24 protein-coding genes are annotated in these 26,509 nt (G+C 40.3%); 21 read left to right on the top strand and 3 right to left on the bottom strand.

Annotated elements, in window-relative coordinates; all coding sequences use genetic code 11:
* Nucleotides 1–20 precede the first annotated feature (20 nt).
* Complete coding sequence (locus tag DWX65_RS11500) at nucleotides 21–3,137, bottom strand: metallophosphoesterase (RefSeq protein WP_117947296.1); 3,117 nt, start codon at nucleotides 3,135–3,137, stop codon at nucleotides 21–23.
* 175 nt (nucleotides 3,138–3,312) lie between these two features.
* Here DWX65_RS11500 and DWX65_RS11495 point away from each other — a divergent pair, with 175 nt between their 5' ends.
* The 4 genes from DWX65_RS11495 to DWX65_RS11480 all read left to right on the top strand — a co-directional run bounded on the left by DWX65_RS11495 (nucleotide 3,313) and on the right by DWX65_RS11480 (nucleotide 8,999).
* Nucleotides 3,313–3,636 carry a helix-turn-helix domain-containing protein gene (locus tag DWX65_RS11495; protein ID WP_158564737.1) on the top strand — a complete coding sequence of 108 codons (324 nt, stop codon included), beginning with the start codon at nucleotides 3,313–3,315 and terminating at the stop codon, nucleotides 3,634–3,636.
* A gap of 299 nt (nucleotides 3,637–3,935) precedes the next feature.
* Nucleotides 3,936–7,037 carry a DUF6240 domain-containing protein gene (locus DWX65_RS11490; RefSeq protein WP_118173476.1) on the top strand — a complete coding sequence of 1,034 codons (3,102 nt, stop codon included), beginning with the start codon at nucleotides 3,936–3,938 and terminating at the stop codon, nucleotides 7,035–7,037.
* 81 nt (nucleotides 7,038–7,118) lie between these two features.
* On the top strand, nucleotides 7,119–8,507 hold the full coding sequence (locus DWX65_RS11485) for a flagellin N-terminal helical domain-containing protein (RefSeq protein ID WP_118173475.1): 1,389 nt from the start codon (nucleotides 7,119–7,121) through the stop codon (nucleotides 8,505–8,507).
* Nucleotides 8,508–8,522: 15 nt separating this feature from the next.
* Nucleotides 8,523–8,999, top strand: coding sequence for a flagellar export chaperone FliS (locus DWX65_RS11480; RefSeq protein ID WP_118173474.1), 477 nt, complete (start codon nucleotides 8,523–8,525; stop codon nucleotides 8,997–8,999).
* Here DWX65_RS11480 and DWX65_RS11475 read toward each other — a convergent pair.
* Nucleotides 8,963–9,229: a YaaL family protein gene (locus tag DWX65_RS11475; RefSeq protein WP_242997862.1), complete on the bottom strand. Its 267-nt coding sequence runs from the start codon at nucleotides 9,227–9,229 to the stop codon at nucleotides 8,963–8,965. The two genes, DWX65_RS11480 and DWX65_RS11475, sit on opposite strands and share 37 nt — an antisense overlap.
* Before the next feature lie 142 nt (nucleotides 9,230–9,371).
* On the opposite strand from DWX65_RS11475, the gene DWX65_RS11470 reads away from it, so the two are divergent.
* From DWX65_RS11470 to DWX65_RS11405, 14 genes are all read left to right on the top strand, one after another.
* Nucleotides 9,372–9,644 carry a pro-sigmaK processing inhibitor BofA family protein gene (locus tag DWX65_RS11470; protein ID WP_118173489.1) on the top strand — a complete coding sequence of 91 codons (273 nt, stop codon included), beginning with the start codon at nucleotides 9,372–9,374 and terminating at the stop codon, nucleotides 9,642–9,644.
* 55 nt (nucleotides 9,645–9,699) lie between these two features.
* The gene (locus DWX65_RS11465) at nucleotides 9,700–10,245 is read left to right on the top strand and encodes an A24 family peptidase (RefSeq protein ID WP_158564736.1); all 546 of its coding nucleotides are present in this window, start codon (nucleotides 9,700–9,702) and stop codon (nucleotides 10,243–10,245) included.
* A complete protein-coding gene (locus DWX65_RS11460; protein ID WP_118173472.1) occupies nucleotides 10,245–11,246 on the top strand; it encodes a hypothetical protein in 1,002 nt (333 codons plus the stop codon). The genes DWX65_RS11465 and DWX65_RS11460 overlap by 1 nt, the downstream gene beginning before the upstream one ends.
* Before the next feature lie 90 nt (nucleotides 11,247–11,336).
* Nucleotides 11,337–12,551 (top strand): CpaF family protein, encoded by a 1,215-nt coding sequence (locus DWX65_RS11455; protein WP_118173471.1) that lies wholly within the window; start codon nucleotides 11,337–11,339, stop codon nucleotides 12,549–12,551.
* 729 nt (nucleotides 12,552–13,280) lie between these two features.
* Nucleotides 13,281–14,504, top strand: coding sequence for a type II secretion system F family protein (locus DWX65_RS11445; RefSeq protein ID WP_118173470.1), 1,224 nt, complete (start codon nucleotides 13,281–13,283; stop codon nucleotides 14,502–14,504).
* Nucleotides 14,505–14,600: 96 nt separating this feature from the next.
* Complete coding sequence (locus tag DWX65_RS11440; RefSeq protein ID WP_022242873.1) at nucleotides 14,601–14,825, top strand: Flp1 family type IVb pilin; 225 nt, start codon at nucleotides 14,601–14,603, stop codon at nucleotides 14,823–14,825.
* Between the two features lie 3 nt (nucleotides 14,826–14,828).
* Nucleotides 14,829–16,304, top strand: coding sequence for a DUF5702 domain-containing protein (locus tag DWX65_RS11435; RefSeq protein WP_147339164.1), 1,476 nt, complete (start codon nucleotides 14,829–14,831; stop codon nucleotides 16,302–16,304).
* 158 nt (nucleotides 16,305–16,462) lie between these two features.
* Nucleotides 16,463–17,209: a TadE family protein gene (locus DWX65_RS11430; protein ID WP_118088016.1), complete on the top strand. Its 747-nt coding sequence runs from the start codon at nucleotides 16,463–16,465 to the stop codon at nucleotides 17,207–17,209.
* Between the two features lie 110 nt (nucleotides 17,210–17,319).
* The gene (locus tag DWX65_RS11425; protein ID WP_022242876.1) at nucleotides 17,320–17,736 is read left to right on the top strand and encodes a prepilin peptidase; all 417 of its coding nucleotides are present in this window, start codon (nucleotides 17,320–17,322) and stop codon (nucleotides 17,734–17,736) included.
* Between the two features lie 65 nt (nucleotides 17,737–17,801).
* Entirely contained in the window at nucleotides 17,802–17,936 is a 135-nt protein-coding gene (locus tag DWX65_RS15535; protein WP_256385713.1) for a hypothetical protein, read from the top strand.
* Nucleotides 17,920–19,152: a DUF6382 domain-containing protein gene (locus DWX65_RS11420; RefSeq protein ID WP_117698111.1), complete on the top strand. Its 1,233-nt coding sequence runs from the start codon at nucleotides 17,920–17,922 to the stop codon at nucleotides 19,150–19,152. Before DWX65_RS15535 ends, DWX65_RS11420 begins: the two co-directional genes overlap by 17 nt.
* A gap of 87 nt (nucleotides 19,153–19,239) precedes the next feature.
* Nucleotides 19,240–20,340 (top strand): rhomboid family intramembrane serine protease, encoded by a 1,101-nt coding sequence (locus DWX65_RS15630; RefSeq protein WP_330414815.1) that lies wholly within the window; start codon nucleotides 19,240–19,242, stop codon nucleotides 20,338–20,340.
* Nucleotides 20,341–20,419: 79 nt separating this feature from the next.
* Nucleotides 20,420–21,412: an SCP2 sterol-binding domain-containing protein gene (locus DWX65_RS11410; protein ID WP_117698112.1), complete on the top strand. Its 993-nt coding sequence runs from the start codon at nucleotides 20,420–20,422 to the stop codon at nucleotides 21,410–21,412.
* 15 nt (nucleotides 21,413–21,427) lie between these two features.
* On the top strand, nucleotides 21,428–21,847 hold the full coding sequence (locus tag DWX65_RS11405) for an HIT family protein (RefSeq protein ID WP_022242880.1): 420 nt from the start codon (nucleotides 21,428–21,430) through the stop codon (nucleotides 21,845–21,847).
* 58 nt (nucleotides 21,848–21,905) lie between these two features.
* Here the strand turns inward: DWX65_RS11405 and DWX65_RS11400 are convergent, their stop codons facing one another.
* Entirely contained in the window at nucleotides 21,906–22,988 is a 1,083-nt protein-coding gene (locus DWX65_RS11400; RefSeq protein WP_118173468.1) for an undecaprenyldiphospho-muramoylpentapeptide beta-N-acetylglucosaminyltransferase, read from the bottom strand.
* Nucleotides 22,989–23,138: 150 nt separating this feature from the next.
* On the opposite strand from DWX65_RS11400, the gene DWX65_RS11395 reads away from it, so the two are divergent.
* The 3 genes from DWX65_RS11395 (at nucleotide 23,139) to DWX65_RS11385 (ending at nucleotide 26,401) form a co-directional block, all read left to right on the top strand.
* Complete coding sequence (locus DWX65_RS11395) at nucleotides 23,139–24,542, top strand: hypothetical protein (RefSeq protein ID WP_118088018.1); 1,404 nt, start codon at nucleotides 23,139–23,141, stop codon at nucleotides 24,540–24,542.
* A 131-nt stretch (nucleotides 24,543–24,673) separates the two neighbouring features.
* Nucleotides 24,674–24,961 carry a hypothetical protein gene (locus DWX65_RS11390; protein WP_147339163.1) on the top strand — a complete coding sequence of 96 codons (288 nt, stop codon included), beginning with the start codon at nucleotides 24,674–24,676 and terminating at the stop codon, nucleotides 24,959–24,961.
* Nucleotides 24,962–25,054: 93 nt separating this feature from the next.
* Nucleotides 25,055–26,401, top strand: coding sequence for a glucose-6-phosphate isomerase (locus tag DWX65_RS11385; protein ID WP_117947310.1), 1,347 nt, complete (start codon nucleotides 25,055–25,057; stop codon nucleotides 26,399–26,401).
* Nucleotides 26,402–26,509: the final 108 nt, after the last annotated feature.

Raw genomic sequence — 26,509 nt, 5'->3', positions numbered from 1 at the left:
TCGTCACTCCTTATTAGATACTAATTTTTATATGGCAATTCATTCCTCTCTGGAATAATATCATACCATGTTGTCAGCACATTTGAATTCAATTTCTGCATCTTTTTTATCTCACGAGATGCTTTGTAAATGTCTGTTTCCAAATATTCTTGTGGCAACAATGATACTTCATTCTTTGTCTGTTTCACCGCTAAAGGATTTGATTTTTCACCTTCAATTAGCTTTAAATAGTTAGCATATAATTCCGGGCATTCATTTTTCAACAATGCCGGTACATTTGGATATACAAGCTTGTTAATAATATCAGATGCCCAATAACTTCGTACTGTCATATCTACTGGATTCACATATACATGATTATAATAATCAATGTCAATGATACAGCCATGAATCCTTCCACTTCCACCAATTTTGCTAATTTCATCGGCAATGCTTTCCTGATAAGCTGTATATTTTTTCAAAGGTGTTTCAATAGATGCAATCATTGAATCCATATTATCATAATAATAATTCACATCTTTTGCATTTAATTTTTTCAATGCTCCACCATTCAACATCGACAGCGAACCTGTCTTTGTTTTATGAATAAAACAGTAATACCCATTCTTTTTCAACATATAAAGAATATTAACCTGCCTATTGAAAGCCATTGATATGTTCTTTCCACGAGAAAAATCTTGATATTCCTGAGATGTAATTTCATATATGCCATCTTCATAGTCCTCAAAATAATCATATTCTCCATCCATCAGAAAACTTTTCAGATGCGGACTTTCGTTTCTATAACCAATCTGATTATCAGCATATATTCTTTTTACACCATCATCAAAAAACATATTCCTATGCGTATGACCACTAACATACACAAAATTATCATGACAATTTGCATTCACACACCAATCTTTTTTTTGTGTATGCGTAAAGATGATTGTATGTTTCTTTGCCAATACATCTGTCAATTTATCATACAGCTGTTCAAACTTTTTACTCTCTTGAATCTCTGTATTTCTATCAACAGTTGCTCGATACACACCGTCATTTGCATTGAATTCTTCATTGTAACCTGAGAATCCAAGACCGCCCAAAATCACCAATCTTGTACATCTTAATTTTTCAAGAATAGCCTGATTATCTGACTGTATCAATTCATCATATGGAATAATTCCCATGTCATCAGATTCATTTCTATAAAACAAATCATTATGCAATAAATACATTCCATTTTCCTTTAATACAGTTCTGTATTTATCAACAATCTCATCCACGGACAATCCTGGAAAATCCCAAAGTTCATGATTACCAAGAACAAATACAAAATCCCGTCTTCCTGAGCCTGCTAACTTTCTAAGCATTTTCACAAACAGTTCAAATATTGAAAATTCTGATGACACATCTCCACCGATAAGTGTCAAACTCGTACTTTCAGCTAAAATGTCATCAATGATTTTGTGTATTGTAAAAATGACATCTTCTTTTGATTTACATCCTGCATTTTTAATTCTATGCATTAAATGTAAATCAGAAATATAGCTAATTCTATTAGAATCCCATAAAAACATATTTCCAAAACTTCCGAAAAGCATACTGCTATCAGATGAAACAATTTCCCTTGACGATTGTAATATCAATGCTGTTTCTTCTTCATTCTTTTCAACTACTGGAAACTCACCAATGAGTTTTTTATCATAATCATACGATTTATATTGAACATTAAATTGTTCGCATACTTCACTGGTCATTTTCACGTCATTCAAATTGATTCCGTCTATGTTGGAAAGATTTTTCATGCCAGTACAGAATAATAAATCTGCACCAGATAAATCCCCTTTCAAAAATGCCACGAAATCAAAGAAATATGAAAATCTATGTACCTGCTGTTTTACAATTTCTTTATCTTCATTACTCCAAAATTGACATACTGCAAATTTACCATTCTTATATACTTTCAACACCTTGCAACTCAGATTTTCATCTTCTCTAATCGGTAATTTTGTCGTATCATCTGTCATATATTTTGAAAAATCAACATCCAAATCAATGGCTCCTGATAAGTCACAATTTTTCAAATTACCATTTCTATACTTGATAAATTCATCAAATGTCTCAAAAGCTCGACATACATATACACTACCCCAGCGATTCAAAGTCTTTCTTCCTTGATTGTTATAATAGCGATACACTTTTGTTTCTTCACAATAAAAATGTGTCACTTTATCAAAATAACCTACTACAGTCATCTCAATATCCTGATTTTTCAAGTCTTCCACAAAATCTTTTACTTCTTTTTTTCGCTTCCTATTGGTTGCAACAGATGCTTGTGAAAAATCATATTTATCAAGAATGACTTCTGGTGTATGAATCAAGCATAATCCCTGTACAGCATTACCACCGAAATAATAGTCTTTTGACAAATATTCCATAAGCACATCCAAATGCTTTTTGTGACACTGAGCATCAAAAGCATACTGGAAAAAGAAAAATTCTACACGTTTATATTGTGAGACCGTTGATTTTTCATAATTACTGCACACCTTTCTGAATTGTTCATATGTATCACAAGCAATGAATTTATCCAACCACTGTTTTACACATTTCTTATTTGTTTTTTCACAATGCTCATATAATTCAATTTCATCCTGTGACCGTTCACACGAATAATCATCTACAGTTTCTGTCACAAAACTTTTCACTTTTTTCAATCGGTCTATATCAAGATTAAGATTTTTGGAAAATTCATCTTCAAATGCATACTGATAATAGCAAGCATCTTCGTATATATCACCATCCAAAAATCCATAATATTCCTCAAAAGAATCAAATGTCATCTTATGCAATCTTGAAACAAGATTACCTGACAAATCTTTATGAAACCAATCTTCTTCTACAAAAAATGTTTGTGTGATTACATCAAAACCTCGATGACCACTTTTTCTCAGTCCCAATTTTCGTTCTGCTTTTACAACATTAGAATCTAAAGCAAATTCTTCTGGAACATTTCTCACTTCCAATTCTCCGCTTTTCAATTCCTTAATAATACGCTTTGCATCAGGACTTACCTTTGCAGATTTCGATACAGCTTTCAAGTAACACACCTCTTTCCTTATATATTCAATACCTGTATAATATATATATACCATATATCTAATTTCAAAATGCGTAAATAACTGATTTACTGCCTACATATATTATATCGTTATTGTCGTTACTTTTCGACATGAAAATAATGAATTGCCATTATTTTTGTCGACTTGTGTTGAACCTTGTAACGACAGCATTTATAATGGATTTACTATGAATGAAAAGGTGGTTGTCATGGCAAATCGAATCATAGATGAGGAAAATGTAAAGATAGGCAGATTATTACAAAATGCAAGAGAAAGCCATGGGGTTTTACAGTCAGAATTATGTGAAGCAACAGGGCTTACTAAAAATCACATTTCGGCTGTGGAGCGTGGTGTGTCAAAAGCAAGCATCCGTATGCTGCTTGGCTATTGTGAGAAGATTGGAATTACTCCAAACGATATTTTAGGATATAGTGAGCTTAACTTAATACCTGAATTACAGGAAATGATAAATCATATGGACATAGAACAACAGAAATGCATTATGGATATGATAGAACTGATGTCTAAATAAAAAGATGACCGTTCACATTTAAGAAAAAGTGACGGTCTTTTTTATTGTCATGCCTATATTTAGGCAAAATAAAATACCTACCGAAGAATTTCTCTTGTGATAGGTATTTTTAATTTTTAGACTGTCTTAACTAAATAGAGATTTAGTTGATAGCAATATCATTTTAGCTGTCAAGACCTGTAAGTGGTCTTAACTTAATGACATTTGGTTTTTCACTGCCTACTTAAGTTTTTCGCTCAATCAGCCGACATAATAAAATAGCAGGACATTTGATAAGACCGTGAAAATGGAGGAACTTCATGCGGATAGAACAGAATCAGAAAACAGATGCAAATGTTGTAATGATAGGAGCTGCCAGACAGGAAAATGTGGCAGATACAAAGAAAGATGCATCCATTGTAAGAATAGAAAAAGACAGAAAGGCAGATCGTCTGTTAGAGCAGCCGACTTATGGCAAGCCGGAAAAAGAGGGAAATGCCTTAGAGAAGATTAAGGAGCAGGCATCCAATCTGGACGCAACCCAGATGAAAAATGAGATGCTTTTTGCATCAGACCATACTACGGGAAAAGATGTAAAAGCAATGGAAGAGGATGGATTTTCCCTGACAGATACCGAGATTCCAACGGTAGTAACCGAGACCGATAAGATGAAGATGCGTCTGGCAAAATCAGGAGAGGACATCAGCTATTTCGGGGATGGACTCAGTGATGCCCAGATTGAAGCGATGGCAGGAAGCACTGCAATGGCACAGCATATAGAATCAGCCCTGAATACCGTAAATATCCCGGTGACGGAGAATAATGTAAAAGATATTACAGAGACTGCCAATATGATGGAAGAACTTCATACACCGGATGAAGGAAGCATGAAATATATGCTGGATAATGAGCTGCCGGTTACCACTGCAAATTTATATAAAGCAGAATTTTCCGGGAGTGCAACCTATGCCGGAATGCAGCAGATGACAGACCTTGATTATGATGCGTTAAAGCAGCAGATAGAAGCCGTAATATCCGAAAGCGGTATGGATGTCAATGAGCAGAATATGGCAGATGGCAGATGGCTCATTGAAAATGGTATTCCACTGACTGCAGAGAATTTAGAGAAGTTATCCACATTGCAGCAGTTACAGCTTCCCCTTGGTGAGGAAGAAATTGTAGCAGTATCGGCAGAGGCAATTTTCGATGGAATCCGTCCGCAGGATGTCGTACTTTCCGGAAATGATTTCAAGGATCAGGCACAGGATGCATTGGACGTCATTACCAATGTAACGGATGAGGAACTTGCCTATGTGGTAAATTCCGGAGAACCGCTTACTATTGAGAATCTGAAAAAAGCTGCGGATGAGATAAAGAACAAGGACACAAAAGTTTCAGCGGCAACGGATAAAGCAGCTTATACGAAAAGCGGCTTAGATCTTCTGACTGCAAGAAGACAGTTAGAGGAAACCAGACTGAAAATGACCAGTGAAGCGAACCTTTCTTTACTGAAAAAAGGAATTTCCATTGATACCATGGAATTGTCCCAGCTGGTGGAAGAACTGAAAACACAGGAAAATGAATATTACAGCAGACTCCTTTCCGGGGATGGCATTGTACCAAAGGAAGCGGATGTGGCATTGTTCCGGAATGTCATGGACACATCTGAAGCATTAAAAGCGATGCCGGCATATGCTCTTGGAATCCATCCGGTAGATGAAACAACATTGCAGAGTCTCTATGAAGATGGAGCTGCCTTAAAGGATACCTTTGAAAAGGCAGGAGAACGATATGAGACTATGATGACCGCACCTCGTCAGGACATGGGAGATTCCATTTCCAAGGCATTCCGCAATGTGGATGATATTTTAAAGGATTTAGACCTGGAGACAAGCTATGGAAATCAGCGTGCCGTCAGAATCTTAGCTTATAACCAGATGGAGCTGACACCGGAAAATATTGCGGAAATGAAAGCTGCGGATGAAGAAGTGCAGCGGGCATTTGACCATTTAAAACCGGCAGTTGTTCGTACCATGATAAAAGAAGGCATGAATCCACTGGATATGAGCTTTGAAGAGATAAATACCGTATCTGAGCAGATTCAGGAAGAACAGGGCATTACCGAAGAGGAAAAATTCAGTAAATACCTTTATAAATTAGAGCAGAATAAGGAAATCAGCGAAGAAGAACGAAGTGCTTATATTGGTGTATACCGGCTGATCCGTCAGGTAGAAAAGACAGACGGCGCAGCAATCGGAGCCTTGCTGCAGCAGGGCGGAGATATTACATTGCGTGGACTTCTGACCCAGGTTCGTTCCGCAAAGCATGGTGCCATGGATTATCAGGTAGATGATGATTTTGGAGGCGTACAGACCAAAGAAGGAGCCGGCATTTCCATTACGGAACAGATTGAGGGAGCGTACCAGAAGAATAAGCTTTCCGATGTGAAAGATGGGCTGGTACCGGAGAAGATTGCACCATTTATGGAAGATGAAAAATGGCTTTCCATGACACCGGAAGAGCTGGCAGATGCCATGAAAGAAGTGGAGCAGAAAGAAGAAACAGAGGCAGCTTACCGGAGGGAACAGGTACAGGAACTGTCCCAGGCAGCGGCGGCACCACAGGAAGTCTATGAGTGGTTAGAACAGCTTGATATGCCGGCAACCGTTAACCGGGTGCTTGCGGCAGCAGATTATATGAACAACCGGAATCAGGTATTTAACCGTCTGTTTAAGATGGCAGACAGGAGTGAAAATCTGACAGAGGAACTGGAAAATATCAAAGAAAAAATATTTTCTGATTTTGCAGAGGCAGTTAAGACACCGAAGGAAATGGCAGAGGCTCAGCGGAAGCTGGCAGATACCGCTGAGAATGTCATGAAGACCATGATGATGTCGGAGGATAATCTTACAAGCCTTGATTTGCAGGAACTGAAAATGATGCATACCCAGATTGCTTTGGGAAGTGCGGCGGCAAAAAAAGAAGAATATGCAGTTCCGGTGCTGGTACAGGGCGAGACCTGCAATGTGTCTCTTAAGATTGTCCGTGGCGAAGAAAAGAAAGGTCTAGTAGACATCGTCTTTGAGACAGACCGCTTAGGAAGAGTGGCAGCACAGCTTCGTGCCGGCAAGGAAAAGATTTCCGGTTATATTGCAGCAGAATCCAAAGAGACCACTGCATTATTTGAAAGCCATGCGAAAGAGTGGGAAAATCTTTTTGCACAGGAGCCAGGACAGGAAGTCAGCATCAGCTATATGACCGGGGAAATAAAGAAGGATGGAATCCATCACAGCACAGAAGTTTCTTCTGAAAATACAGACAAGACGGAAGAAAAAAATCCTTCGGATACGGAAATTCAGACAAAGACACTTTATGGAATGGCAGAAAGTTTCCTAAAAGCGGTTAAGTCCTTAGAAAGGTAGTCCGATATAGAATACATAAGACATGGAACGTCGATAGACCGCAAGGATGCGGGCATGAATGGAAGAAAGGAATTAAGATAAATGAAAGTAAACCATAACATGTCAGCGGTAATTACAAATAAACAGTTATTGCGTACAGAAAATAAAGTAACCGAGGCAATGGAGCGTCTGTCCTCCGGATTAAAGATTAATCATTCCAAAGATAATCCGGCAGGTATGGCAATTTCCAATAAATTAAATTTACAGATTGAAGGACTTGACCAGGCATCCCGGAATGCGTCTGATGGTATTTCCGTATTACAGACAACCGATGGAGCCTTAAATGAAGTGACTTCCCTGATACAGAGAATGCGTGAGCTTTCTGTACAGGCAGCCAGTGATTCCAATACACCGGATGATAAGAAAGCAATTCAGCAGGAAGTAGAAGAATTAAAGAAAGAAATTAACCGTGTCAGCAAGGATACCGAGTTCAATACCAAATCCTTACTGGATGGCAGCATCCAGCGAAGAGTATATGGAACTAACGCTACAAGAATGGCAGTATCCAGTAATGTAACCGCAGCAGATTATACCGTAACCATCAATCAGGCAGCTGAGACTGCAAAGAAGGATGCAGATACCGTTGCATTTAATGATATGACAGCAACAATCGGAGCGTCCGGTAAAATGAAAATTAACAGTTCATCCGTAGAAATAGAAGCAACCGATACCTATGAGCAGGTCTTTGAGAAAATCAGAACAGCCGGTGAGTTAGGCGAGACTACCGTAAAAGCAGATGGCGGTAAGCTTTCCTTTGAATCCACTGCATATGGCGAGACAGGCAAAGTAGAAATCACAATCAGCGATGCTGCGTTGGCAGCACAGCTTGGATTTAATTCCATGACACCGGCAGTATCTTACGGAACCAATGCTGAGGTAGATATTCATGCTGCAGGAAGCGGATTTTCAACCACTGCAACTGCCGCAGTCGATGGCAATAAAGTAACTATTACAGACCGTGATGGATTTGAAATGTCTTTTCTTACCAAGAGCGGACTTGCCGCAGGAAGTACTGCTAAATTAGAAGTGACCGACATTGGAACCATGGATCTTCAGGTAGGAGCCAATGAAAACCAGACCATTAAAGTAGATATTCCGGAGATTGATACCGAGACCTTATATCTGGATGATTTAGATGTAACAACTGTAACCGGAGCAGACCGGGCAATCGTTGCATTAGATAATGCACTGGCAAGAGTATCTTCCGTACGTTCTGCCATTGGAGCCTGTGAGAACCGTCTGGATTCTACTGTAGGAAGTCTTGATGAGACCAGCGAGGATATGACATCTGCACTTTCCCGTATTTCAGATGTAGATATGGCAGAGGAAATGACCAATTATACACAGCAGAATGTATTGTCCCAGGCAGCAATTTCCGTATTGTCCCAGGCAAATGACATTCCACAGCAGGTATTACAGTTACTTCAGTAATCAAAGGAGACTGTCATGGATAGTAGAACAAAGCAGGACTTTACCAGAAGGATTACCCAGAGTAACCGCAGTGAACTGGTAGTGGTTTTATATGATATCTGCTTTTCTTATCTTGATGAAGCAGAAAAAAATCTGAAGGAAAAAGATTTTGATGTATACAAAGAAGCCGTCCGGAAAGCTGATGCAGTGATTGGAGAACTTCAGGCGGCATTGAATTTTCAATATGAACTTTCCCCACAGCTCTATCCGCTTTATTCCTATTGCAGAAGAGAGCTGATGCGCAGTATGTATCAGCAGAGCGGTGACGGCATTGCCCATGCAAAAAGAGTTCTGAGCGGTTTGTATCAGGCCTTCTGCGAGGTCGCAAAGCAGGATACCTCAGAACCCTTAATGCACAATACCCAGCAGGTATATGCGGGTATGACGTATGGAAAAGAACAATTAAATGAAAATTTTCAGGAGTCAGATACTTCCAGAGGATTCTTCGCGTAAGAATCCTCTGTTTTTTGTTTTAAGCGGCGTAGCAGAAATTTATATTTCAGCTGCATGGCATTTACTTCATAAATATAGGCATCAATCAGATCCGGTTCTACAACATTCTGAAAATTCGCATATGCGAAGTCCAAGTCATTCTTTGTCCGGTTTAAATCATCTAAAAGTAAGCGGTAGCCGGCATCCGGCGCAGGTGTGTTTTTTACAATTCCAAACAATACGATCCCCACTTTCTTTATGGAAAATAAATCCTCTTTTTACTAAGTATAATCAGAAAAATCCAATCTATACAAAAAAAGGAATATTTTTTTTTGCAGAAAAATATGTTAATGGTAAGGAAATGGATACTTGAAAAGGATTTTAAGCAGTGTAATGAGCAAAGAAACAGGAATTATGGTGATTATAGGCATTTGTCTGCTGGTTTTGTTTATCGGAATCTTAAAACAGAGGGCAGACCTTGTCTTAAATTTTGTTGTCCGGATGGCAGCAGGAGCGGTGGCAATTGTCTTTTGCAACCAGCTGCTTTCGAAGAATGGCATAGACGTTATGGTGGGACTGAATCCATGGAGCCTTACAACGGTGGGACTGCTGGGAGCAGGAGGATTTACCCTGCTTTATGGAATTATGGCATATCGTCTGATATAATATTTGTGAAATGTGACGAAAGAAAAAACTTTCCCAATTCGACATGTACAAGGTCATGGGGACATCGTATAATGCGATTACAGCGAAGGGGGAAGGAATTATAACAATACTAGTGATAATTATGCTTGGACTGGCAGTTTGCTTTGACTTATGGAAGTCAAAAATACCGAACTGGCTGACGGGCATGGGGGTGATGACAGGATATGCAGCACATATCCGGGGAGAAGGAGAAAAGGGAATTATACTGGTAACAGTAATGATGTTAATTCCCGTGATTCTATTCTATTTATTATTCTTGATGCATGCAATGGGAGCCGGAGACATTAAGCTTTTTATGGCACTCTCCTGCATGACAGATTATTCTATTGTACTTCACACAATTATTTTTTCCTTATGTTTGGTAGCAGTATACGGATTGTTCCGGCTGATAAGGCAGGGAGCATTATTACGACGCATACTGCATTTTAGAACTTATATTCAGAGCAGTCTGGTGAAAAAACAGTGGGTGCCTTATCGGGAGCAGACCGGTATGGATGATTCCTGCATGCATCTGGCACCGGCGGTACTGGGCGGCTATTTACTGACATTGGGGGTGGTGTAATGAATCAGATATCAATTGCAATCTGCGATGCGGACAGTGCCTATGGAAATAAACTGGCAGAATATCTTCTGGAGACAGGAAATGTGGCAAAGGCAGAGGTATATACGGACTGGAATAGTGTAGAGGCAGATTTAAATGGAGAAAAAAGAGATATCTGGCTGGTTAATTCAGGGCTGCTGAAAGAAGCAGAAACCCTTCCTTTAAAGAAAGAAATGGTATGTCTGGCAGAAGAACGGCTGGGAGCAAGAGAGGCAGCATTGCCGCATATTTATAAGTACCAGTCTGCCAATGTCATCCTGCAGGAAATGTATGCATTACTGGCGGAGCGTCCAACGGAAATCTGTCTGCGGGGAAGCAGGAAGGGTCGTACCATAGGACTGCTGTCACCCTGGTATGACGGGCTGTCTTTATTGGCAGGACTGGCTGTAGCACAGGTTTTGGCAGAGAAGGGAAAGGTTTTATACATTAATACCAGAGGATATTGCGGCATGAAGCTGCCGGAAATGGAAGAAAGCCATAATTTATCCGATGTTCTGCTATCCCTCCGGCTTGGAAGTACCAATGGGGGTGCCAGTGTGATGAGCGGAATTACTACTGTGGGTGAACTTGGCATTATGGTTCCGGTAGAACAGGCAGTTTTATTGGGTGAAGTAAAAGCACAGGATTATCACAGGCTTTTAGAAATTATCTGGCAGGAATTGTCCTTTGATTATGTGATATTAGAGATACAGCCGGAGCTTGCTGATACGGGAAGAATTATCGAAGAGTGTGACAGGGTGTATGCATTTTTAAAGCAGGAATATGGAATGGATACTGTAGAACAACAGCTTATGTCACAGGAAGTAAAAGGAAAGATTCAGATAGTAAAGATTCCGGAACGATTGCAGCCCGGTGAAAGATATGAAAATTCCGGTAATCCGGTTGCAGCAGCAGGCTATTTCAAAGAGTGGATAGCGCAGGAAATAGAAAGAGAAGAAGGCAATGGAAAAGGAATGACTTAGGAAAGAAGTAGATAAGGAAATGGATAAGAAAGTGAATAAGAAAGTACATAAGGAAATGCATAAGAAGATGTATGGGGGAAAGGCATTCAGATGGAGACAAAGGAGAATTTAAAGGAACGCTTGAAGCATCAGGTAATGGAACGGATGGACATTTCAAGAACCATGGAAGATGAAGAAATCTTAGAACTGGTGCAAAAGACTTTGGAAGAAGACAGCCATAGAATGCCTATGAGTATTTCCATGCGGCAGAATCTGATTCGGGAAATCTTTCATTCCCTGCGGAGGCTGGATATTTTGCAGGAGCTTATTGAGGATGCTGACATTACAGAAATTATGGTAAATGGGACCAAAGGAATCTTTTATGAAAAGGCAGGGAGGCTTTATCAGTGGGATAAACACTTTACATCAGAAGAAAAGCTTCAGGATGTCATACAGCAGATTGCAGGAGGCAGTAACCGCATGGTAAATGAATTACATCCTATTGTAGATACCAGACTGCCGGATGGATCCAGAGTAAATATTGTCTTAAAGCCCATTGCCATAGACGGAACAGCGTTGTCCATCCGTCGTTTTCCCAAAGAGCCTGTCCGGATGCAGACACTGATAGAATGGGGTTCTATTTCAAGGGAAGTGGCAGATTTTTTAAAGCATCTGGTGTGTGCCGGCTATAACATTTTTGTATCAGGAGGAACAGGAAGCGGTAAGACTACATTTCTAAATGCTTTGTCGGAATTTATTCCAAAGGAAGAACGTGTGGTTACCATTGAGGACTCAGCGGAGCTGCAGCTGCTTGGGCTACCCAATCTGGTTCGTCTAGAGAGCCGGGATATCAAGCTTCCGGGAGCAGAGGAGATTACCATCCGGGATTTGATAAAAAGTGCACTTCGTATGCGCCCAAACCGGATTATCGTCGGGGAATGCCGTGGGGCAGAAGCACTGGATGTCCTGCAGGCAATGAATACCGGACACTCCGGCAGCCTGAGTACCGGACATGCCAATTCGGCAATGGATATGGTAAGCCGCCTTGAGACGATGGTGCTGATGGGAATGGATATGCCTCTGGCAGCAATCCAGAGTCAGATAGCATCAGCCATTGATATTATCATACAACTTGGCAGAATCAGGGATGGCAGCAGAAAATTGCTGCAGGTTGTGGAATTGAAGGGGGTGGAAAATGGCAAGGTATGTTTACACGAACTCTTCCAGTTCCGGGAGAAAAAAGAACAGGGAAGCATCGGCGGAATCTGGGAGAAGAAGGGAGAACTTCTCTATCAAGAGAAATTACAGGCTGCCGGATTATCGTAAATATCATTTTAAGAAAAGACAGTTTTTATTATATGTTGGAGAATTTCTGCTGCTGGATATTCTGATAGGCTGGCTATTTTATCAGTCCACTCTGGCAATTCTTACAGGCTTCGGTTTATGTCCAGTATTTCTTCGAAACAAAAGGAATTCTGCTAAGATACAGCGCCAGAATGATTTAAAGATTCAGTTTAAGGATGCACTGCTATCGGCAGCAGGAGCAATGCGGGCAGGCTATTCCATTGAAAATGCGTGGCGGGAAGCAAAAAAAGATGTGATACAGCAGTATGGCATGGAAAGTGATATGGCGGTGGAAATGCGCCAGATGATACACCAGATGGACTGTAATGTGCCATTGGAGCAGCTGTTAGAGGATTTTGCAGAGCGGAGCCGGATAGAGGATGTAGAGCAGTTTGCGGGAATTTTTTCTTATGCCAAGCGGAGCGGCGGGGATTTTACTGCAATTATGGGAAATACAGTTCGGCAGATGGCAGACCGGATGGAATTGCAGGAAACCATAGAGACAGCATTGACAGCAAGGAAGATGGAACAGAAGGTAATGAATGTAATTCCCTTATTTATACTGGCATTTGTCAATGTGACATCGGGAAGCTTTTTGGAAGCATTGTATGGGAATGTGGCGGGGGTGCTGATTATGACAGGGTGTCTTATTCTCTATGGACTGGCATATCTTTGGTCAGAGAAAATCGTAAGACGTATTGGAGAAAGTATATGTTAAAGCAAATGAAGAAGCAAAAGAAAAAGCTGGCAACTCTGGTACTTCTGGCAGCAGTTTTATTGGGAATTGCAGCGGAGTGGATGCAAAAGCAGGAATCTCATTTTAAGGAGAACTGTTTAATAAGAAATGAACCGGGGGAAGGAGACTATCAGGAATCTTTAAATTATATAGAAGAAGATAGTGGGGAAAAAGGGCAGATTGTATTAAATCTGCAGGAACGTACTTTAACAGCAGCGGAATGGAAAGAGATATTGCCGGAGGCAGAAAAAGAAGCAGAAGAAGTATTTCGAAACGGGCAGCAGGCAGACCATGTCAGTGGACAGGTGGTTTTATGCGAACGTGTTAAAAATGGTCTCATTTCTGTGGAATGGAAGCTGGAACCGGATATTTGGATTCATTTACAGGGAAATATAGAGGAAGAAAATCTTTTGCCGGGACAGGTGGTGAATGCTACCGCAATTTTATCGAATGGAAAAAATCAGGCAGAGTATTCCTTTCCTATCTGTCTTTATCCTTCAGAAAACCAGAATGAAACCAATCTGGGGAAAAAGATAGAACAATATCTTTACAATCAAAATGCAGAAGAAAAAGAAGTGGAGCTGCCACAGAATATGGATGGTGTAGCACTTCGCTGGGAAGAAGAAACTGAGGAGACGTTGGTTATTTTCCTTTTTCTGGGGATATTTGCAGCAGTAGTGATTCTATGGAGTGAGAAAAAGGAACAACAGGATGCAAAAAAACGTTGGGAAGAGGAATTGGTAAAAGATTATCCGGAAATGGTTAGTCGATTGGGATTATTATTAGAAGCCGGTATGTCATTGCGTCAGGCGTGGAAGAAGCTGACAGATACATATGAGAGTAAACGGAAGAAGCAAAGACTACCAAAACGTGCCGGTTACGAGGAAATGCTGCTTACCAGAAGAGAGTTAGAGGATGGAATGGGGGAAAGCCTGGCATATGAGCGGTTTGGAGAACGATGCGGGCTGGCATCCTATCGCAGGTTTGCATCTATTCTGACACAGAATCTCAAGAAGGGAACGGTAGGAATCGGCAGAATTCTTGCAAAAGAATCAGAGGATGCATTTTCCCAGCGAAAGACTATGGCGCAGCGACTGGGAGAGGAAGCAGGAACAAAATTATTGTTTCCCATGCTAATGATGATGGTGGTGATTATGGTCATTCTTGTTGTGCCTGCATGTATGACCATGCACATATAAGTTACCAGGCAGTTGTAAGAAGCTGTCGGTGGCAGGCTTCGGCTGTAAGCAGATAACAGGTAACTAAAACAATAGGTAAATAAAGGAGGAAAGAACATGAAAGGTGTAGTAAATGTAAAACGGACAAATCCAATGAACGTTGTAAAAAGAATAAAAGGAAGTCTGACCCGGTTTTTAAAAGAGGAAGATGGAGTAGGTGTTGTGGAAGTGGTTCTGATTCTGGTGGTTCTGATTGGACTGATTGTTATTTTTAAATCAAAACTGACGGTTCTTTTAAACAGTATCTTTTCGACAATTACCCAGCGGACCGGTTCTTTGTAGAAAATGGAAAGAGCAAGGGAAAAAGGGAGTATTACATTGTTTTTAAGCCTTGCATTGACGATGATTTTAAGTCTGGTATTTACTCTGCTGGAATCTGCACGCCTCTATGGATTAGAGGCGCAGAGCAAAATGGAAACGGAGCTTTTGCTGGAATCCAAAATGGCAGAGTATGATACCGCACTTTTTGAGCAGTATCATCTCTATTTTCTGGAGGCAGGCAGGAAAGGAGAGCCGGAACTTAGCAGTCTGGAACAGTCATTGCAGGAACTTGGAGAAGAGAACCTTAGGGCGAAGCCGGGATTCTTAAAAATGTCATATACCAATCTTTATGAGATGCAGTTAGAGAACTGCTATATTACGAATTATACGATGGCAACCGATGATGCGGGAGCTGAATTTCGAAGGCAGGCAGCAGATTATGTAAAGCGTACCATGGGAATTGCTGCCATTGAAAAATTATATGAAAAGGCAACAGAAGCAAAGGGACTGACGGAAGACAATAAAGACATCGAGAAGAAGTTCGAAGCTGCTATTCAGGAGACCGATACACAGAGTGGGCTGGAAAGAAACACAAAACGGAATGCCGCAAATCAGAAGAATGAGAATCCACTGGATTATGTAAAAGAACTTAAGAATAAAAGTATCCTGTCACTGGTGGTAGAAGATGTATCAGCGGTATCGATACAGACCATTGATTTATCCGATGATATTGCAAAGAGAACCTGTTTTACAGGAAATGGGCAGGCACAGCAGGAGGATATGACAACGGGACTTTTCTTCCGGGAATATTTACTGAAGCAGTTTAGTGATTACCGAAATCAGAGTGAGTCGGAAGTGTTGCAATATGAGATGGAATATCTCATTGCAGGGAAAGATTCTGATGTGGCAAACCTTGCTGGCGTTGCAGAACGCATGCTGGCGATTCGTGAGGTGGCAAACTATATTTATTTGAAAGGGGATGCCGAGAAAACGGCACTGGCGAATACCATAGCACTTGTAACTGCGGGCTGGACAGCTAATCCGGCGGTAGTCAAGGTGGTAGAAGAAGGAATTCTTGTGGCATGGGCATTTTCAGAAAGCATAAAAGATGTAAAAACGCTTTTAAAGGGTGGCAAGGTTCCTTTTTTAAAAGGAAATGCCGAGTGGACATTAGACGTTGGAGCATTGTCGGAATCCTTTGCAAAAGAAGAGGAAAGTAAGACCAGTGAAAGTGGTTTAAGTTATGGGGATTATTTAAGAATTTTATTATATCTTACCGGACAGGAGAAGCTTACCTATCGGGCAATGAATCTGATGGAGCAGAATGTCAGGCTGCTGCCGGACCGGGAGAATTTTCGGATGGACTGCATGATTGGTAGTATGGAAATACAGTGCAGTTATCTGTCAAAACCATTGTTCTTCGGGTGGTTTGGAAGTGGCGAAGGCTTCAAAGGAGATTATCATTTTCAGGAAAAAAATTCATTTTCCTATGTTTATTAACAAAAGAAGAAAGGGGGTGCATAAAGGTGTCTCTTCTCAGAATTCAAATAAAAAATCAATATAAAAAAACTCTCTCTAACCCAGATAATACAAATCTATTGTATAGCAATTCTACAAACAGAAAAGAGACACCTTTATGTGCCTCCACAACGGCGTCTATGACAATAGAAGCAGCTATCGCATTGCCACTGTTTGTAATCTGTATACTATCGGTAATCTTTCTTTTCCGGGTATTGGAATTACAGCAGGATGTGGAATATGCCTTGCAATATGCCGCCAGAAAAAGTGCCATTCATGCACATATGACACATGAAAGCGGGCTGGAATCTGTTGTGCCAATTGCAGAAGCAAAAATCCTGTTTCAAAGAAAATTAGAAGAACTGAAGGCACCGGTAATTTATGTGGAAGGGGAAGAAAAGGGGTTCTCTTTTTGGCGTTCTGAATTAATGGGAAATGATATTGATTTATGTGTATCTTATCGGATTGAAAATCCATTGCAGTTATTGGGACTATTTTCTTATGACATGGATCAGCGGGCAAAAGTGCATAAATGGATTGGTTATACAGGCAGTGGAAATGAAGATGGAACTTATGTCTATATTACAGAGACAGGGAAATCCTATCACTGGTTTTCGGACTGTACCTATTTGGATTTGAGCATTCTGGCAGTGCCGGAAGAGACGGTATCCGGATTACGGAATGACTCCGGGGCGAAATATAAAGATTGCGAAAAATGCCGCATAGGAAAGAAAGATACCAAAACAGTATTTGTAACAGAATATGGAGAGGCAGTGCACAATAGTCTTTCCTGCAGTGGGTTAAAGCGTACCGTATACCGTATTTTGCTGGAAGAAGCGGGAAATCATTCACCCTGTGGAAAATGTGAAAAGAGAAAAGCTTCCTGAGGAAATAAATGTATCAGATAAAGAAACGTATCAGATAAAGAAACGGCAGATAGCAGGTTATAAGCAGTAAGTAGTAGCTAGCAAATAACGAATAATAAGGAGATAAGGGGATGGTGACGATATGTTCTGTACTTGGAATGTTGGGGATATGTTCCATCGAAGATATCCGAAAAAAAGAAATACAAAGCGTAAGAGTATTGTGTTTTGGCATTGGTGGGATTTTACTGCATCTCTGGCAGAGAAACCAGTCATTATACAGCATGTTAGGAGGGATTGCCGTCGGGGCAGCAGTTATTATTCTGTCACTGGTGTCTGGTGGAATTATTGGAATTGGCGATGGACTGGTACTTTGTGTAGCGGGAATTTACATTGGAGGAATCAATACCATGCGTCTGCTTCTGACAGGACTTTTCCTGTCCTCTCTGTATGCACTGGTATTGCTGTTCATGCACAGAAAAAGACGAAAAGACACCATTCCTTTTATTCCGTTTCTGTTGGCAGCATATCTCATTCTGTTGATTTTATAAGACAATGGAAAAAGAAATGTTATCTGCCGGCTTCTTATACCATAGAGGCAGCAGTTATAGTGCCAATGATATTGGCACTATTCTGTACCCTGATTGTAGTCAGCTACGAACTGCATGACAGGGTAAAGCTGGCGGCGGAAGAAAGCAGCAAGAACAAAATAGAATGTATGGAGGAAATTTATATTGGAGATATGTTATAAGAGAAATCTGAATCAGAGTTATATGTTTATTACATCAGATCCCGCGTATTCCGGATATCAGATTCATATGTGCCGACAGAATCATATTCATAATTTATTGCAGTTTGAACCGGTAGTTTCAGAAGGGGAGACACAGTTTCGATATGAAATTACCGGAAAACGTTCTTTGGATCATGTTTTGGAGAGCAGTGATTTTGCCATAGATATGTTTGCAAAAATGTTAGAAACTTTATTGGGAATCTGTCAGGAAATCCGGCCATATCTTTTGGAGGAAGAGGGAATTCTATTAGACCCGGAGAGTATTTATCTTGAGAATGGAACCAAGAAGTTCTATTTCACCTATTGCCCCGGCAGACAGGAACCTGTTACAGAAGGATTCCGAAAGCTGATGGAATATCTTCTGGCAAAGATTAATCATGAAGATGAACAGATGGTTCTTGCATCTTATGAGGCATATCAGAAATCAACAGAAGAAGGATTTTCTTTGGGTGAAATCCTAAGGATATTATATCAGTACCGGCAGCAGGATGTAGAGGATTATGTACCGGTCCGGCAGAAATCTGTTTCATCTAAAAAGGTAGAGGCATTGCAGAAGGGCATTATGCCATGGGAGCAGGAAAAGAAAGATGCAGCTGTGGAGGAAAAGCCAACTGCAAAGAAAAAGAAGGGGTATTGGAAAAAATATGAGATAGATACAATTGAAAAGGATGATGAATATTATAAGAAGGATGCTCAAAGCCGTGGCTGGAATATGGCAATGGAAGAAAAATTGCAGGAATGCATTGCTGCAATCAGCCGGATTCCGGCATTCTTAACAGGAAAGATAAATCATGAGAAGGAGGAGGAACCAATCGTGTGTACACCTATGGATTACAAAGAAATGCAGGAGGAAAATCCGACCGTTTATCTTGGAACGGAGCGGGCTCCGGAAGGAGTTCTGCGTTATGATGGAAAAGAGGATATTTCGAATATCCGGATGGAGTATTTCCCTTTTATCATAGGTAGCAGTGAGCAGGCAGATGGAAATGTATGTATACAGGGAGTCAGCCGCATGCATGCCCGCATTACCAGAGAGAAAGAGGATTATTATGTGGAAGATTTAAATTCCATGAACGGAACATGGCTCAATGGGAAAATGCTGGCATATCGGGAGAAGGAGCAGTTATGCATGAATGATGTGATTCAGCTGGGACGTGAGCGGTTTACATTTCTTTAAGAAAAAGGTTATATTTCCTTCGTTGACAGTGCCTTTTGAAAGTGTTATTGTCAGATTCATAAAAGACTGGAAGAAGGATAAGTTATATTGATTCAGAAAATAGATGCATGTTTAAAAGAGCGGGGATATTCCTTTATCAAAGTGTCGCCGGAAGAGGTTGGGGTATACTATAGATTTACAGAAGGAAGGGCACAGGTGGTTGCTGGAATCTTTATGCATCCGGGATTTGTACTGGAAACAGAAAAATTGCAGGCAATTCAGAAAAAACTGCAGGAGCTGTTTCTTCATCCGGAAGGAAGGATTCCGGGTTGTGAACAGAATATGGCAATCTATCAGGTGGAGTTACTGACGTTACTGGTTGCAGATGATATAGGACAGGCACGTATGCTCGGTGGCAGCTGTCGGAATGTCTGGCTTATTAATGAGCAGACAGGGCAGCTTATGATTTTTGAAAACCAGCCGGGAGATTTCTATGGATTAAGAGATGCATTACAGGAACAGATATCCGGTGGTGGGAGGCAAAGAGGTTATGCTTCACAGGGGTATGCACAGACGGATAATTACCGTAGAACAGAAGAGAAGCGAGGTCTTACTTTGTGGCAGAGGATAAAACAGTATCCGTCCTGGTGTAACGCCGGCATTGTTTTGATAAATATCATAGTATTTCTGTCATTGAGCGCACTTGGCGATACGGAATCTGCAGCTTTTATGGAACAACATGGCGCAGTATTTCTGCCGGATGTATTTGGACAGGGAGAATGGTGGAGACTGTTTACGGCCATGTTTTTACATTTTGGACTGGCACATCTTGCAAATAATATGATTGTATTATTCTGGACTGGAGACAGACTGGAACGTCTGATAGGAAAGTGGCGCTATCTTATCATTTATTTTGGCGCAGGATTGTGCGGTAATCTGCTTTCACTTCTGGTAACACAGGGCAAAGGAACCCTGACGGTGTCAGCAGGTGCCTCAGGTGCCATTTTTGGTGTATTTGGAGCTTTACTCTGGGTAATAATTGCCAACAGAGGAAGGGTAGAAGAACTGAATATCAGAGGAATTGTAATTATGATTGCATTGAGCCTATATTATGGATTTACCAGTACCGGAGTGGACAACTGGTGTCATGTAGGCGGACTGATTAGCGGATTTTTTCTGTCACTGCTTCTATATCGCAGAAAGGATTGATTTTATTCCGGAAAATTTATATACTGTTGATATATGATTGAATGAAGTAAGATGAAAAACTTAAGATACGGAGGCAGAAATGAAAGTAAATATATATTACGGTGGTAGAGGACTTCTGGATGATCCTACTTTATATGTAATCGGGAAAATGGAAGAAGTTTTAAAAGAGCTTCGTGTCAGTGTGGAACGATATAATATATACGAGCACAAGAATAGCATCTCTACGTTGCCGCAGACCTTAAAGGATGCAGATGGAATCATTCTGGCAACGACAGTAGAGTGGCTTGGAATCGGTGGTTATATGCAGCAGTTTTTGGATTCCTGCTGGCTTTACGGAGACAAGGAAAAGATTAAGACAACCTATATGCAGCCAATCGTTATGTCAACCACGTATGGAGAACGTGAAGGGGAACTGACATTGTCCAATGCATGGGAAATTTTAGGCGGTCTGCCGTGCAGTGGAATGTGTGGCTATGTAGATGATCTGGTAAGCTTTGAAATGAATCATGACTATTCCCTGATTATTGAGAAAAAAGCAGAAAATCTTTATCGTACAATTTCTCAGAAACAGAAGAGTCTGCCGACTTCTAATCAGGCGGTAACCAGAACCATCCTGCGGACACAGCAGATGGATTTAACACCACAGGAGAGTGAGCAGTTATCACAGTACGTGGCAGATGATTCTTACGTAAAGAAACAGAAAGAAGATATTGAAGAATTAGCGTCCATGTTTAAGGATAAGTTAAGTGTACAGCAGAATGACACGCAGACAGAATATATTACAGAATTAGAAAGCCATTTTGTGCCACAGGGGGATTTCACGGCGAACTATCTCTTTATGATTGAAGAGAAAAAGAAACCATTGGTAGTCGAAGTAGCAGGAGAAGAGTTAAACTGCTATTATGGACAACAGGAAAATGTAGATGTATATGCGAAACTTACGGGAGAAGTCATGAATAATATTTTAGCTGGCAGAATGACATTCCAGAGAGCATTTATGACCGGTGAGATGACTGCAAAAGGAAACTTTAAGACATTGCGTACCTTAGATCAGATTTTTATTTTTGAATAGAAAGAAGGAGTAACCATGAAAGACGATAATTGTATTTTTTGTAAACTGGCAGCAGGCGATATTCCGACAAATACCGTATATGAGGATGATACATTCCGTGTCATTATGGATGCCAATCCTGCAACAAAGGGACATTCCTTAATTATTCCCAAAGACCACTTTGCAAATCTTTATGAAATGGATGAGGAAGTAGCAGCAAAAGCAATGAAGCTTGCTAAGAAAATGGCAGTTCATATGAAAGAAAAATTAAACTGTGATGGATTCAATTTACTTCAGAACAATGAAGAGACTGCAGGACAGACAGTATTTCATTTCCATATGCATCTGATTCCAAGATACAAGGGAGACAAGAATGATGATATTTTAAAATATACTCCATTAGAGCTTTCTGATGATGAAATGAAAGAAATTCTGGATATGATAAAAGTAAAATAAAAAGAAAAAATAAAGGTGTAAAGTCTTATATAGAATCAGGACTTTACACCTTTTGCACTTATGCTTTCTTCTTCTTTTTCTCACTGGCTTCTTCAATGAGCTTAAGAATAGTATGAATAGAATCTAACTGCTGGCTGGACTTCATATTAGAAATATAAGTCTCCTTTTCTGTCATGACTTTCTTAATGGCAGCATCTAAGGTTTTTTTGGTCAGATTCTCTTCTTCAATTACATAGCTATACCCTTGTTTTTCAAAAGAGCGGGCATTTAAAATCTGGTCACCACGGCTTGCAGCAGCAGACAGTGGAATCAGAATATTTGGCTTGTGAAGAGCAAGTAATTCACAGATTGCATTTGCACCGGCACGGGAAATGACAAGAGAGCTTAAAGCAAACATATCCCGAAGTTCTTTCCCGGCATATTCAAACTGGACATAGCCGGAACGGTTGTTATATAATTTATCTATATTTCCTTTCCCACAGAGATGGATAATCTGATAGTTGGCAAGCAGGTCATCTAAGAGACCACGTACCGCATCATTAATAAATTTGGAACCGCTGCTTCCACCGACTACTAAGATAACCGGTTTATCCATGGTAAAACCACAAAGTCTGGCAGCCTGTTCTTTGTCGCCGCTTAAAAGTTCCTGGCGGATTGGAGAACCGGTAAGAACTGCCTTATCCTTTGGAAGATAGTCTACAGTTTCCGGGAAATTACAGCAGACCTTGCAGGCTGCCGGAATTGCAATTTTATTAGCAAGACCAGGTGTCATATCAGATTCATGAATAATAGCAGGAATACGGAGGCGTTTCGCTGCGAGAACGACAGGAACGGAAACGAATCCACCTTTCGAAAAGACAACGTCCGGTTTGATTTTTCTTAAAAGAGATACAGACTGTGCGTAGCCTTTGATCACACGGAACGGATCTGTGAGATTACGGAGATCCTTATAACGACGGAGTTTTCCTGAGGAAATTCCATAATAAGGAATGTTCTGCTCTTCAATTAACTGTTTTTCCATGCCGGCATAGGAACCGATATAAGAGATTTCATAACCAGCCTCTTTTAAAGCAGGAAAAAGAGCAATGTTTGGAGTTACATGACCGGCGGTACCACCGCCTGTTAAAACGATTTTTTTCATGAAAAGAATCCTTTCTTTAATATCAGATTACTTATAATGTAAAATGATTTGCTGAATAATATATTATACTCTTGGTAAAAAAAGTCAACTCTATTTAAAACCTTATACAATCGTAAAAATACCAGAAAATAAAGCGGGGGGTATGTGAAAATGAAAGCATTGTATTATCGGTACTTATTTGAAAATGTGGAAAATGGAATGATTCAGGCAGGCAGTATCTATAACGAGGAGAATGACTGCAGTGTGAATTATGTATACTTATCCGGAAATCCTACGAACAGTAACATAAACGACGGTGTAAGCAGCAAAGACAGCAGCAGAACAAATGATATAACAGGCATCGGTATCTTGGACAAAAGAACCATTAGAAGACTGGCCGGTGCACCGATAGATCTTGTGGTAGTAGGAGAATATACGAGGGACTGTCTTGGTATATTGTATGCACTATTGCAAAATACGACGATTCAGACGGTGATTATGCCTTATGTAGCACCGATTCACCGTATGCTGGTGGAGCAGTGGATATCGGAGGAACAGGATATGGAAGAGAAGGCATTACCGGAACAATGGATATTGGGGCCGGAAATGTCACCGGAAAAACTATTAGAATTTTCCTGCCTCATCCGGCATCCTTACCATGCATTAAAGAATATGGGGGTGGAAAATGTCTATTTATTATATGGAAATTGTCCGCCCTGTTCCCTGGACGCAGTGCAGAATGCCAGAAAAGGAAATTATTTCGAACTGGCAGATGCAGAGGATTTAGAAACGATAAAGATTATGGAACGGGAATACATTCCGGTGGTCAAGGCCGGATGCATCATTAAAAATAAGTGGGTATTTTATTTTTCTGCATATGGAATGAATGTAATGGAACTATATCAGTTTACCAGAAGATATTATACGAAAGAAGGCTATGACAGGGCACTTCGTCATCCGGAAAATACACAGTATCAGGCGGGAATGCAACGGTTATTAGAGGCATATAAGAAGACTTACGGTTTGGAAGCATTTGCAGCAGTTATTATGTATGCAGGTCCGGGTCAGGTAAAAGAAAGCGGAAGTAAAATCAATGGTGCCATGTATGAACAGTCTTTTGGCAGAGAAAATCATTGTTCTCCGTATCTGGATGCCGGCAGAACGGTATGCATGTTAAAATGTATCCAGCGAAATGATTATGGAATGCTCCGGAACCAGTTTACCAGGGAGAGCAGAACCCTTCGAATGGGCGTACTGTTTTTGGGAAATATTGATATGCACAAAAATATGGAAGAGATTTTAAAACGTTATCGGGGCTATGGAAAGACGGTACGGATTGTATCGATTCCCGGCAATGACGATGTGTCAAAATGGAATCCGGAATTTCCGTGGAAATTTGAAGGAGAAGGTATCCGTTATTGGGTTGGAAATATCAATGAGCGAATGGATACGAAGATACTAAAAGATATTCTGCTGGCTGGGTCCTATAACCGGATTATCAGCGTAAATGAAGAATATGGCTGCTGCCTTTCCGGCTATATGTTGGATGGGGAAGAATATCAGCAGCTTTTGTAGAAGACCGCAGAAACAAAGGGAAAAATGGAAAAAGATGCGGCGAAAACACGGCGTTGTCCTCTTTTCAAATGGAATGTTCCTTTTTATAATAGAAAGAAAAAGGAAAAGAGGTTATAAGAATGGGAGCTTTCATGAATTTGGTGTATGAATATGCAAATTACATAATTCTGGCAGGAATGCTCTTACAAATGATAATAATTCTGCAGGTTCTGGTTAAAGTGAACCGGACAGACCGCAGATTACAAATGATACAGGGAAAAGTAGAAGATTATCTGAATGTCATATTAACTGAAGACAGTGGAAAAGAAGAACCATTGGTATCGAGACAGGAAGAACTGATGCGGGATTCTATTGAAAAGAAGAGAAAACAGCAGGAAGAAGCGGTATTTAATGCTGTTTTGAAGGAAATTTTTCCTTGATAAATGCATATAGGTTTGATAAAATAAACTCTAATGAAATTTTATTCATAATTAGGGAATTGTGTATAGAAAAAACAAAGGAGTGAATTTGAAATGAGTAAAGTAACATTTGATTACTCAAAGGCAGCTTCCTTCATCAGTGAAGAAGAAGTTGGCTATATGAGCAAACTTGTAGACAATGCAAAAAAAGAGTTATTGGATAAAACCGGAGCCGGAAATGATTTCTTGGGCTGGCTGGATCTTCCGGTAGATTATGATAAGGAAGAGTTCGCAAGAATTCAGAAAGCAGCAGCTAAGATTCAGTCTGATTCTGAAGTGTTAGTAGTAATCGGAATCGGTGGTTCTTACCTTGGTGCAAGAGCCGCAATCGAATTCTTAAGACATGGATTTTATAATAATGTTTCTAAGGAAGTTCGTAAGACTCCTGAGATTTATTATGCAGGAAACAGCATCAGCGGAAGCTACTTACAGGGACTGCTTGATGTAGTAGGAGACCGTGATTTCTCCGTAAATATTATTTCAAAATCAGGAACAACAACTGAGCCTGCAATCGCTTTCCGTATCTTCAAAGAAAAGTTAGAGAAGAAATATGGTAAAGAAGAAGCTGCAAAGAGAATTTATGCAACCACAGATAAAGCAAAGGGAGCATTAAAACATCTTGCAGATGAAGAAGGATATGAGACATTTGTAGTACCGGATGATGTCGGAGGACGTTTCTCCGTACTTACCGCTGTAGGACTTCTTCCAATCGCAGTAAGTGGTGCAGATATCCAGAAATTAATGGATGGAGCTGCAGAAGGAAGAAAACTTGCTTTAGAGCAGGATTTCACAGAGAATGATGCATTACAGTATGCAGCAGTTCGTAACATTTTATTAAGAAAAGGCAAAGCAGTAGAAATTCTTTGCAACTACGAGCCAAGTCTTCATTATGTATCTGAATGGTGGAAACAGTTATTCGGAGAGAGTGAAGGAAAAGACCAGAAGGGTATCTTCCCGGCATCTGTAGATTTAACAACAGACTTACATTCTATGGGACAGTTCATTCAGGATGGTTCCAGAATTATGTTTGAGACTGTTATGAACGTTGAGACTCCGAAGCACAATATCACAATTCAGGAAGAACCGGTTGACTTAGACGGATTAAATTATCTTGCTGGAAAAGATATGGACTTTGTAAATAAGAGTGCAATGAACGGAACCATTCTTGCACATACCGATGGTCAGGTCCCAAACTTCATGGTAAAGATTCCAGAGCAGAACGAATTCTACTTAGGAGAATTATTCTACTTCTTCGAGTTTGCATGTGGTGTCAGCGGATACCTGCTTGGAGTAAATCCATTTAACCAGCCAGGTGTAGAAAGCTACAAGAAGAACATGTTCGCATTACTTGGAAAACCAGGTTATGAAGAAGCAAGAGAAGCATTAATGAAACGTTTATAAAAACTGCTGAAGCAGGGTAAGATAAAATCATTTAAATTTGAATCAGTCCTTGCATTACAGCAAAAAAAGAACTCCATCCGATTGGAATATCCAGCCGGGTGGAGTTCT

The sequence above is a fragment of the Roseburia sp. AF20-18LB genome (assembly GCF_003461185.1).
GTDB classification, from domain to species: Bacteria; Bacillota; Clostridia; order Lachnospirales; family Lachnospiraceae; genus Roseburia_C; species Roseburia_C amylophila.
Note: the sequence above shows the minus strand (reverse complement) of the source record. Positions and strands in the feature narration are given on the sequence as shown.